Consider the following 10,032-nt stretch of genomic DNA (forward strand, 5'->3'; position numbering starts at 1 on the left):
TAATCGCCTGCTAAAGGAATTACGGCGGTGATTAACGAAGTACGCTCGGGCTGTATATGAACTACCGTCGGTGACGGCGGCGATACACATGGCCCACGAGACAGACGAAGCGGTCGTCCACGCGGACGGCTGGTTCATCATCAGAAACACCGAAGACCCCGCCCAGTGGCTCGCGAGTGACTCCCCCGTCGATATCTGTCGTTAGGCGAACGCCGCGAGGACTCCCCGACCGTCCGTTCCGCCGATATCGTCGAGGACGGCGCGTTCGGGATGCGGCATGAGCACTGCGACCGACTCGCGCTCCCCACGGACGCCCGCGACGCCGCCCGCCGAACCGTTTGGATTCGCCGCCTGTGTCACCCGCCCCTCGGCGTCACAGTACCGAAACAGCACCCGTCCCTCCGTTTCCAGTCGATCCAATTCCGCCTCATCGATCTCGAAACGGCCCTCGCCGTGGGCGATCGGCAGCTCGATCACCTCGCCCGCCTCGTAGGCCGCCGTCCACGGCGTGTCGGCGTTCTCGACCCGAAGGTGGACGTGTTCACACTGAAAGCGCGCGCTCGCGTTCGTCGTAAAGGCCCCCGGAGTGAGCCCTGACTCGCTGCCGATCTGGGCGCCGTTACACACCCCGAGGACGGGGATGCCCTCGTCGGCGGCGTCTCGAACCGCCGCGAGGATCGGCGAGCGGGCGGCCATCGCGCCCGCACGGAGGTAATCACCGTACGAAAACCCGCCGGGAAGGACGATCCCGGTGGTCCCCTCGGGCAGTCCGTCCTCGTGCCAGACGATCTCGCTCTCGATACCCATCGCCGAGAGCGCGCGTTCCGCGTCCCGGTCGCAGTTCGACCCGCCGAAGCGAACGATCGCGATCATCGCCGTCGGACCTCCACCTCGTAGTCGTGGATCGTCGGGTTCGCAAGCAGTCGTTCGGCCATCTCGTCCGCCCGGCGCTCGGCCGCCTGCTCGGAGTCGGCGTCGAGATCGATCTCGAAGCGATCGGCCGACCGAAGCGCCTGCAGATCGAACTCGAGGCGTTCGAGCGCCCGTTTCGTCGTCTCGGCCTCGGGATCGAGCACGCCCGCTTTGAGGCGAACCGTCACGATCGCGGTGTAGGCGGTCATACCCGGAGAGGCGTGGTCGTGCTCAAAAGCTCTTTCTACTCTCCGATGTAATACACGAACGTGTGATACTCCCGTGAAACTCGGCGGACGAACACGCTTTTTGCCGTGACTCGCCGAGAGGGGACAATGACGCCGACCACGAGGTGGCGACGATGACGCCGCCGCTGACGGAGATCACGGTCGTTGGCGACGACAAGACCGGGTTGATCGCTCGCGTGACGACGCTTTTGTTCGAACGCGACATCAACATCGAGGACCTCGATCAGGCCGTGCGGGACGGGCTGTTCCGGATGACGATGCACGTCGACGCGAGCGGGATGACGTGTACCGAGGCGCAACTCCGCGACGCCCTCGCCGATCTCGGTGCGGACCTCGGGGTCGACGTCCAGGTTCGCTTCCCTGCCGACCGTGAGACACAGGGGATCGCCGTGCTCGTCACCAAGGAGAGCCACTGTCTCGAAGCGCTGTTCGAGGCGTGGGCCAACGACGAGTTGGGCGCGGACATCTCGGTCGTGATCGGCAATCACCCCGATATGCAGCCGCTCGTGGAACACTACGGCGTCCCGTTTCACGACATCGGCACCGAGAGCGGGAGCGCGAGCGAGGAGCGCCTGCTCGAACTCCTCGATCAGTACGAGGTCGACCTCATCGTCCTCGCCCGATATATGCGAATCCTCTCGCCGAACGTCGTTTTCCGCTACGAGGACCGCATCATCAACGTCCACCCGAGCTTGCTCCCGGCGTTTCCCGGTGCGGAAGCGTATCGTCAGGCGATCGAGGAGGGCGTTCGCGTCGCGGGCGTCAGTGCCCACTACGTCACCACCGACCTCGATCAGGGACCGATCATCACCCAGCGAGCCTTCACCCTCCCCGACGACGCGGACCTCGCGGAGATCAAGCGCCGCGGCCAGCCGCTGGAGGCCGACGCCCTCCTCGAAGCCGTCCGTCTCCACCTCGATAAGGCGATCGCGGTCCACCGGGGACGGACTGAACTCCGGGGGGAGGGCGACTACCAGCTCGGCATGGACCGGGCGCTCGACGAGATCAACCCCGACAGACCGATCGACGGGATCGGCGGCGTCCTGACCGATTAGAGCCCCCGAACCCGTCCGACGACCGATTCTACCGGTGGTGCGGCGAACCACTCCTCGCCGATGTAGCCGTTCGTCCCCGAGGCGTACATCTCGGAGACGAGATCGATCACCTCGGTCGAGAGCGGCTCGGGATCGTGCTCACAGAGCGTTCGCCAGTCGGCGATATCTCTCGATTTCGCCTCCTCTTTCGCCGACGTGACCGCCTCGACCCACTCGGGTTGCGTGCGCTTGTGATACCCCCTGAGGACCTCCTTCGATAGCTCTTGACCCTCGTAGGAAAACCGGTTCTCGTCGAAGGTGCCGACCACGTCGGCGACCCGGATCTCGCCGTCGACGTAACAACACTCGATCTTGCCGTCCTCGTGGACGAAGCCGTTCGAGCGCGCCTGCTCGCTCACGACGCGGTTGACCTCTCGGGCAACGGTTTCGAGGTCGGCGATATCGGCGTTTCCGGCGATCTCGTCGGCCTCCGCGCGATCGAGGTATCGATCGCTCTCCTCGTACTTCGTCGAGAACTCGACGATCGGTTCGTCGAGTTCGACGGCCCCGTCGGGCCACTCCTCGTAGGCGAGACCGTGAGCGGCAGGCTCGCTTCGCCGTCGGAGACTCGATCCGGCGGGAACCTGGTTGCGAAAGACGATCTCCAAGGGTATTAGGTAGTTCTCGCCCGCGCCCGAATGGTAGGCGTCGTAGTCGTACTCGCGTCCGTCGTGTGGGAGGTCCGGGACCTGTACGAGGTCGATCGCCATCCGGGTCGGCGGGTTCTCGACCGCCCCGAGCGCCTGCGCCTCCTCGCCGACACCCCGGTAGTGGGTCGCGATCCCCTCGGATTCGAGCCGTTCGAAGTTGAACGCCCCCATCGTACAGAGGCTCGCGCCCTTCCGGGGGATGGTATCGGGCATCCGCCCCCAGTCGAACACCGAGTAGGCGTCCGTGAAGACGAACGACCCCTTTCCCGGCGACGAATCGGTCGGCTCGCGCTCGATGTGGAACTCCTTAACGCTCGTCATGCTCTTTCTCGCCCATGGTGTCCGTCGTTTCGGCCCCGGCATGAACGTTTCCCGTTCGCGGCGTTAGCCGCCGCCTAACGTCCCTTCATGTCTGTATAACTACTATTATCCCGACGGGAGAACGGGTATGGATGTCCAGTTCTGCCCTGACTGTGTCTCCCGTGGCGTCGACTGTCCGTTGATGCTCGACGGCGAGTGCACTCACTGTGGTCGCCACGACGCACCCATCGCCCACCGGATCGCCGACTACGAGTATCGGCTCCGTTTCGCGTGGGACTCGCTTCGGTTCCGACTCGGCGTTCCCGCCGTCCGGTTCCGGGCTCGATCCGCCGTCGCACGCCTCCTCGCGGTTCGGCGATAGATCCGGATCGTTATTCGGCCAGCCCACCTATCGAGCCCATGGACGACGCGCTCGACCGACTCGCCAGCGCGATCCGCGAGGCGGATTCGACGGTCGCGCTGACCGGCGCGGGAGTCAGTACCGCCTCGGGGATCCCCGATTTCCGGGGCGAAGACGGGATCTGGAACGCGCAGTTCGATCCCGCGGACTTTCAGGTCGGACGCTTTCGCTCGGATCCCGCCGGGTTCTGGGAGGACAGGGTGAAGCTCCACGAGGCGATGTTCCCGGGAGAAATCGAACCCAACGCCGCCCACGAAGCGCTCGCCGAACTGGAATCACAGGGCTGGCTCGACGCCCTCATCACCCAGAACACCGACGGATTGCACGGGGCGGCGGGCTCGAAGGAGCTGTTCGAACTCCACGGCAACGCCCATCGCATCGTCTGCATGGACTGCGGACGGAAAATCGACGCCGCCTCCGTCCGCGAGCGCGTTCGCGAGGGCGAGTCGCCTCCACTCTGTGACTGTGGCGGCCTCCTCAAACCCGACGTGGTGCTCTTCGGCGAGTCCCTGCCCGAGGCGATTATGGCCGAAGCACAGCGCCGCGCCCGAGAGAGCGACGTCTTCCTCGCCGTCGGCTCTTCGCTCACCGTCGAACCCGCCGCCTCGCTCCCGAAAGCCGGCGCGCGTGACGGGTTACTGGCGATCTGTAACTTCGATCCGACGCCCCACGACGACCGGACGGACGTCCTCGTCCGCGAGGACGTGACCGAGGTCCTGCCCGCGCTCGTAGCGCGGTTGGACGCCTAGCGAAGCCCGCCTTCGAGACGAGCCAGTGAGTCAGGATCGTGACCGAAAAACAGCGTCGCGTCCTCGCGGCGCTCCGTCTCCTGTAGCATCCTGAGGCTCTCGTACCAGTCCCGTTTGCTCCAGAGCAGGCCGGGACCAAGCGGGCGCTCGTCGGTGTAGTTCTCCGCGACGTAGGCCTGATCGCCCGCGACGAGTACCGTACCTGCCTCGGGGAGGGTCAGACGAAGTCCCATCAATCCGGGGGTATGGCCCGGCAGGTGGATGAACTCGATGCCCTCGAAGTGCGTCTCTCGCTCGCCGTGGATTACCCGCCAGTTCAGATCGTGGTCGAAGTCCGCCGCGAGGTAGGCGGGGTCGCCTTCGCTCGTCTTCGCGCTGTAGTACGCGTGTTTCAACTCCTCCTCGTGGACGTAGACTGGGACGTCCGTCCCCGCAAAGTTGTGTAAACCGCCGGCGTGATCGAGGTGGAGGTGGCTCTGGATCACGGCATCGATCTCCGAGAGCGCGTAGCCCGAATCCTCAAGATCGGCCTCCAGCGGATGCTCGCCCGCATCGTAGTGCTCGAAGGCGTCGTAGAGGTACGCGGGCCAGTAGCCCTCGCCGGCCTCGGGGTGCGAGCCGGTGTCCCAGAGGATCGTCGCCTCGGGGTGTTCGATCACGAGGTCGTAGACGGGCGTCTCGACGATCTCAGCGTCGGGATTCGGATCGCTCGCGGACGCGAGCTTGTAGCCCTCGATCATGTAGTTCTTATCGGCACGCACCCGCCCGCGGTCTATCGGCGTGATCGTCGCATCGACCATACCCACCGTTGGGACGAGACGGGCTTATACCCACCTCGGGATTCATGGTCCCCAGTATCGAACGGGGCTCTATGACACGCGGCGTTCTGCTGCCCGATTCCGCCGAACCGACCCCCGACTTCGCCCGCTGGATGGGTTCTCACGGGTATGACTCGATCTGGGCCAACGAACTCTGGGGACACGACGCGTTCGTCACGCTCGCGGCGGTCGCACCCCACACCGACGCGGCGCTCGGGACGGCCATCGTTAACGTCTTCTCCCGGTCGCCGGCGGTGCTCGCGGGCGCGGCCTCGTCCCTCTCCGATCTCGCCTCGGGGCCGATCAGGCTGGGGGTCGGCCCGAGCACGCCGAAAGCGATCGAGGATCTACATGGGATCCCGTACGACCGGCCCGTCCGTCGGCTCCACGAGACGGCCGAACTCGTCCGGGCGTTCACCGACGGCGAGGGCCGCGTCGAATACGACGGCGAGCTGTTCTCGGTACAGGATTTCCCGGCGCTCGACGGCGAGGTGTCGGTCTACGCCGCCGCGCTAGGCGAGACCAGCCGACGGGCGACCGGGCGAACGGCCGACGGTTGGCTGCCACACATGATCCCCTTCGGCGATCTGGAGGGGGCCTTCGAGACGGTCCGGCGGACCGCCCGGGAGGCGGGTCGGGATCCCGCACTCGCCGTCTCGCCGTACGTCCCCGCAGCAGTCGCCGACGAGTCCGAGAAGGCCCGCGAGGCGATCAGCGGGCACGTCGCCTACTACGTCGGCAGCGGCGAGGGCTACCGGAAGGCGGTTTCGAAACGGTTCCCCGAGGAGGCAGAACGGATCGCCGAGGCGTGGCGGGCGGGCGAGCGCGCCGACGCCCGCGAGGCGGTCACTGAAGCGATGGTCGACGCGCTGGGCGTCGCGGGAACCCCCGATGAGGCACGCGAGCGGTTCGAGCGGGTCGCGGAAACCGAACCGATCACCGAGCCGATCGTCGTGGTGCCGTCGAATGCGGGAGAGGAGATGACCGAACGGACGATCGAGGTCCTCGCCCCCTAAACGAGGTCTAGGGCCTCACGCAGATCGCCGAGTCGGTGATCGACCGCTGGACCCTCCTCGGCACCGTAGGCCGCCGTGACCATTCCGGCGTCCTTCGCACCCGCTATATCGTGGCGATACCGGTCGCCGACCATCAGCGAGCGATCCGGGACGGTTTCCGACTTTCTCAGTGCCGTCTCGAACATCGCCGGATCGGGTTTCGTTCGTCCCACCTCCTCGGAGGTGGTAATCGAGTCGAACTCCTCAAGGACGCCGAAGGTGGCGAGGATCCGCCGTCCCTCCGCCGCATCGACGTCGCTGATCACGCCGAGATGGAGGTCGTACTCGGCGAGCGTCTCGACGACCTCGACCGCCCCGGAATTCGGATCGATCGTCTCGGCCAGCGCGCGCTCGAAGACCGACTCCCAGTCCCCACCGACGCCGAGTGTGTCGATCGCCCGCTCGTAGCCCGCCTGTGCGGATCTGAACTCCGTCCCCTCTCGTTCGCGGAAGTGCGCACCCAGCTCCGCGCGCCACGTCTCGAGGGGGTTCCCGGCGTCGAGATCGTACTCGTCGCGGAGATCGGCGATAAAGCGCTCGTGGGCCCGTCGAACCGACGCCGAATCGAGGAGCACGCCGCCGATGTCGAAGAAGATCGCGTCCATCGGATCGGTAGGAGGTACCGACCAGCACGGCTTATCGGTGTCGATGGACGGTCCATCCCACCGACCGAAACCTACCGCTATCGATCAGGCTTTTGTTCGTGGGGTGGCGTCATACGGTGATGGCCGTCACGCCCGAGACCGAGCGCGAGTTCGCGTTCGACCACCGATCGGCAACCGACCAGTCCTTCGAGAACGCGCTCGCGAAGGCCCGCGCGGGCGAGCGGCTCACGGTCGACGACGGGATCGAACTCATGACGACCGGCTCCGAACGCGTGGGAATCGACCCCGATCGCAAGGAGCTCGTCCTCGAAGCCGCCGACGCCCGGCGTGCCGAGGTCGTCGGCGAGGAGGTCACGTTCGTCGCAAACCTCAACAACAACGTCACGACCGCCTGCAATACTGGTTGCTTGTTCTGTAACTTCAAGGACACCGCGAGCAATTTTGAAGTAGACTCGGAAGTCGAACATCCCGGCTTTACGAAGACGCCCGAGCAGTCCCGCGAGATCGTTTCGGACGCCCTCGAAATGGGGATCTACGAGGTCTGTTCGGTCTCGGGGCTCCACCCGGCGTTCGCGCTCGATCCCGAGCACCTTGAGATCCTTCGAGCGACAGACGAGGACCCCGAACTGAACTTCAAGCCCCCAGAGCGATACGCCACCGACCCGCGAACCTACGCCGAGCAGATCGAAGCGATGAGCGTCGGGGACGTCCACGTCCACTCGATGACGCCCGAGGAGGCCTACCACGCCCGCCGGGGGACCGACTGGAGCTACGAGGAGGTCTACGGCCGACTGGCCGAGGCGGGACTCGACAGCGTCCCCGGCACGGCCGCCGAGATCCTCGTCGATGAGGTCCGCGAGGTGATCTGCCCGGGCAAAATAGGGTCGGACGAGTGGGAGCGGGCGATCGAGGCCGCCGCGAACGTCGGGTTGGACACCACCTCGACGATCATGTACGGCCACGTCGAGAACGAGGCCCACCGCGTGATGCATCTGAAACGTCTCCGGGACCTCCAGGACCGCACCGGCGTGATCACCGAGTTCGTCCCCCTCTCTTTCATCCATCAGTCGACCCCGCTGTACGAACGCGGTGTGGTCACCGGGGGCGCGAGCACGGACGAGGACGAACTCATGATCGCCGTCTCGCGGCTCTTCCTCGACAACATCGACAATATCCAGTCGAGCTGGGTGAAGTACGGTGACGAGCAGGGCCTGAAGATGCTCTCGTGTGGCGCGAACGACTTCATGGGGACGATCCTCTCCGAGGAGATCACCAAACGGGCGGGCGGTGAACACGGGGAGTTCCGCGACGTCTCGGATCTCGTCGAAATGATCGCTTCGATAGGAAGGGTACCCGTCGAGCGCTCGACGGACTACCGCGAAAGACGGCGGGTCGACCCCGACGACGGTCCACACGGGCCGCAGTTGGGGCCGCGTGCGGACGGCTCCCCGATGGTCGTCGACTGACCCGCGCTACCCGACCGCACGGTTCGGAACACCTATCCTTTCTGCGACGTAGGATAGGGGGATGATGAACACCACGCACGGGGCCATCGGCGTTGCGATGGCGTCCGTGACGGTCCTCGTGGCCCCGGAGTTCGCCGTGATCGCCGCCGTCGGTGCCCTGCTGGGAAGCGTTTTTCCCGACCTCGATCTCTTCGTCGGGACCCACAGGAAGACCCTCCATTTCCCGATCGTCGGGTGGCTCCTCGCCCTGCCCGCGGCCGTCTGGGCGGTCCTCGTGCCCTCTTTCGTGAGCGTCGGAACGGCGTTTTTCGCCCTCGGGGCGACCGTCCACGCCGTGACCGACGCCGCAGGCGCGGGCCACGAACTCCGCCCGTGGGAGCGGACCTCAAAGCGGGCGGTCTACGCCCACCCGCTCGGTCGCTGGATCGCTCCCCGGCGGTGGATCCGTTACGACGGCGCGCCCGAGGACCTCGCGCTGATGGGCGTGGTCACCCTTCCTGTACTGATCCTCTACGACGGAGTCGTCAGGAACGTCATGCTCGCGGCGCTGGGGGTATCTGTCGGCTACACGGCGATCAGAAAGCGGATGCCCGACCTCACGCCCGACTGGATGAAGGACTCCGAGTGATCGACTCGATCCTCCGGCGCACGCGCTCGGAGACCCAGCCCTCCTCGACGTAGCGGTTGTAGACCGGGAGACGCTCCTCGAGGGGGACGCCCACCCCCGACGCGATGTCCTCTAGCTCCCTGAGTGCGGGCCACGCGTAATCGGGGTTGACGTGGTCGTCGGTGATCGGCGAGACGCCCCCCAAATCGTCGACCCCGCAATCGAGCAGCTCCCTGACGGGCGCGAGGTTCGGCGGCACCTGCACCGAGACCTCCGCGGGCAGCACGACCCGTGCCATCGCCACGACCCGGCGCATGGCTTCGAGATCCGGCGAGCCTTCACGCCAGCGCTCGTTGTTCGAGACGGGCTGGACGATCACCTCCTGGATGTGGCCGTAGCGCTCGTGGAGCTCCCCGATCGCGAGCAGGCTTTCGGCCCGATCGCGCCAGCCCTCGCCTATCCCGACGAGGATCCCCGTCGTGAAAGGCACCCCGAGTTCGCCCGCAGTGCGGATGGTCGCGAGTCGCTGGCCCGGCGACTTCGCCCGGGGCCCGCCGTGGGCAGTCACGTCAGCGGTCGTCTCGAGCATCACGCCCATGCTCGCGTTGACGTCTGCGACCGCTCGCATCTGTTCGCGGGTCTGGTCACCGGGGTTCGAGTGGGGCAGGATCCCGACGTCGAGGGCGAGTTCACAGAGTTCGCGCAGGTAGGTGTGGATCGAGTCGTGGCCCCACGCCGCGAGCTGGTCGTGAATTTCCGTGTATCGGTCGTCGGGGTCGTCGCCGAAGGTGAAGAGCGCCTCCGTACAGCCGGCCTCGACGCCGGTTTCGAGGATTTTCCGTACTTCCTTGCGGGAGAGCAGGCTCGCCTGGCCCGGCGGGTCGTAGTACGTACAGTAGGTGCAGGTGTACCGACAGGCGGTCGTCAGCGGGACGAACACGTTGCGCGCAAAGGTGAGTTCCGAGGAGGGCGAGACGTCCTCGGGGCCGACCGAGAGCGCCCGTTCGATCTCGCGCCCGTCGAACCCGATGTCGATGTCGTACGCCTCGGCCCCCGGGATCATCGGTTCCCGTTCGACCCCCGAGCGACAAAAACCCACGGCTACCG

12 protein-coding genes are annotated in these 10,032 nt (G+C 66.1%); 6 read left to right on the top strand and 6 right to left on the bottom strand.

All coding sequences use genetic code 11. The features are described 5' to 3' along the window. Positions 1-201 precede the first annotated feature (201 nt). Both purQ and purS read right to left on the bottom strand, forming a co-directional pair. Positions 202-873, bottom strand: a complete 672-nt coding sequence (purQ, locus tag HAPAU_RS06360) for a phosphoribosylformylglycinamidine synthase I (RefSeq protein ID WP_066380804.1) — start codon at positions 871-873, stop codon at positions 202-204. Next, on the bottom strand, positions 870-1,121 hold the full coding sequence (gene purS / locus HAPAU_RS06365; RefSeq protein WP_066380806.1) for a phosphoribosylformylglycinamidine synthase subunit PurS: 252 nt from the start codon (positions 1,119-1,121) through the stop codon (positions 870-872). Before purS ends, purQ begins: the two co-directional genes overlap by 4 nt. Positions 1,122-1,273: 152 nt before the next feature. Here purS and HAPAU_RS06370 point away from each other — a divergent pair, with 152 nt between their 5' ends. Next, the gene (locus HAPAU_RS06370; protein WP_066381923.1) at positions 1,274-2,215 is read left to right on the top strand and encodes a formyltetrahydrofolate deformylase; all 942 of its coding nucleotides are present in this window, start codon (positions 1,274-1,276) and stop codon (positions 2,213-2,215) included. On the opposite strand, the gene HAPAU_RS06375 is transcribed toward HAPAU_RS06370, so the two are convergent. Then, the gene (locus HAPAU_RS06375; RefSeq protein WP_066380809.1) at positions 2,212-3,225 is read right to left on the bottom strand and encodes a phosphoribosylaminoimidazolesuccinocarboxamide synthase; all 1,014 of its coding nucleotides are present in this window, start codon (positions 3,223-3,225) and stop codon (positions 2,212-2,214) included. The two genes, HAPAU_RS06370 and HAPAU_RS06375, sit on opposite strands and share 4 nt — an antisense overlap. Positions 3,226-3,352: 127 nt before the next feature. Here HAPAU_RS06375 and HAPAU_RS06380 point away from each other — a divergent pair, with 127 nt between their 5' ends. Both HAPAU_RS06380 and HAPAU_RS06385 read left to right on the top strand, forming a co-directional pair. Then, entirely contained in the window at positions 3,353-3,586 is a 234-nt protein-coding gene (locus tag HAPAU_RS06380) for a hypothetical protein (protein ID WP_066380811.1), read from the top strand. A gap of 38 nt (positions 3,587-3,624) precedes the next feature. Beyond that, on the top strand, positions 3,625-4,374 hold the full coding sequence (locus tag HAPAU_RS06385; protein WP_066380813.1) for an SIR2 family NAD-dependent protein deacylase: 750 nt from the start codon (positions 3,625-3,627) through the stop codon (positions 4,372-4,374). On the opposite strand, the gene HAPAU_RS06390 is transcribed toward HAPAU_RS06385, so the two are convergent. Beyond that, the gene (locus HAPAU_RS06390; RefSeq protein WP_066380815.1) at positions 4,371-5,174 is read right to left on the bottom strand and encodes an N-acyl homoserine lactonase family protein; all 804 of its coding nucleotides are present in this window, start codon (positions 5,172-5,174) and stop codon (positions 4,371-4,373) included. The two genes, HAPAU_RS06385 and HAPAU_RS06390, sit on opposite strands and share 4 nt — an antisense overlap. A gap of 71 nt (positions 5,175-5,245) precedes the next feature. Between HAPAU_RS06390 and HAPAU_RS06395 the strand changes: the two genes are divergently transcribed. Beyond that, positions 5,246-6,208 (top strand): LLM class flavin-dependent oxidoreductase, encoded by a 963-nt coding sequence (locus HAPAU_RS06395; RefSeq protein WP_066380816.1) that lies wholly within the window; start codon positions 5,246-5,248, stop codon positions 6,206-6,208. Here HAPAU_RS06395 and HAPAU_RS06400 read toward each other — a convergent pair. Further along, positions 6,205-6,852: an HAD family hydrolase gene (locus tag HAPAU_RS06400; RefSeq protein ID WP_066380817.1), complete on the bottom strand. Its 648-nt coding sequence runs from the start codon at positions 6,850-6,852 to the stop codon at positions 6,205-6,207. The genes HAPAU_RS06395 and HAPAU_RS06400 overlap by 4 nt on opposite strands. 119 nt (positions 6,853-6,971) lie before the next feature. Here HAPAU_RS06400 and cofH point away from each other — a divergent pair, with 119 nt between their 5' ends. Further along, positions 6,972-8,318, top strand: a complete 1,347-nt coding sequence (gene cofH / locus HAPAU_RS06405; protein WP_066380819.1) for a 7,8-didemethyl-8-hydroxy-5-deazariboflavin synthase subunit CofH — start codon at positions 6,972-6,974, stop codon at positions 8,316-8,318. A gap of 61 nt (positions 8,319-8,379) precedes the next feature. After that, on the top strand, positions 8,380-8,946 hold the full coding sequence (locus HAPAU_RS06410) for a hypothetical protein (RefSeq protein WP_066380821.1): 567 nt from the start codon (positions 8,380-8,382) through the stop codon (positions 8,944-8,946). Here HAPAU_RS06410 and cofG read toward each other — a convergent pair. Beyond that, positions 8,915-9,988, bottom strand: coding sequence for a 7,8-didemethyl-8-hydroxy-5-deazariboflavin synthase subunit CofG (cofG, locus tag HAPAU_RS06415; protein WP_066381925.1), 1,074 nt, complete (start codon positions 9,986-9,988; stop codon positions 8,915-8,917). The genes HAPAU_RS06410 and cofG overlap by 32 nt on opposite strands. Between the last annotated feature and the right edge of the window lie 44 nt (positions 9,989-10,032).

This window comes from Halalkalicoccus paucihalophilus, from assembly GCF_001593955.1.
GTDB classification, from domain to species: Archaea; Halobacteriota; Halobacteria; order Halobacteriales; family Halalkalicoccaceae; genus Halalkalicoccus; species Halalkalicoccus paucihalophilus.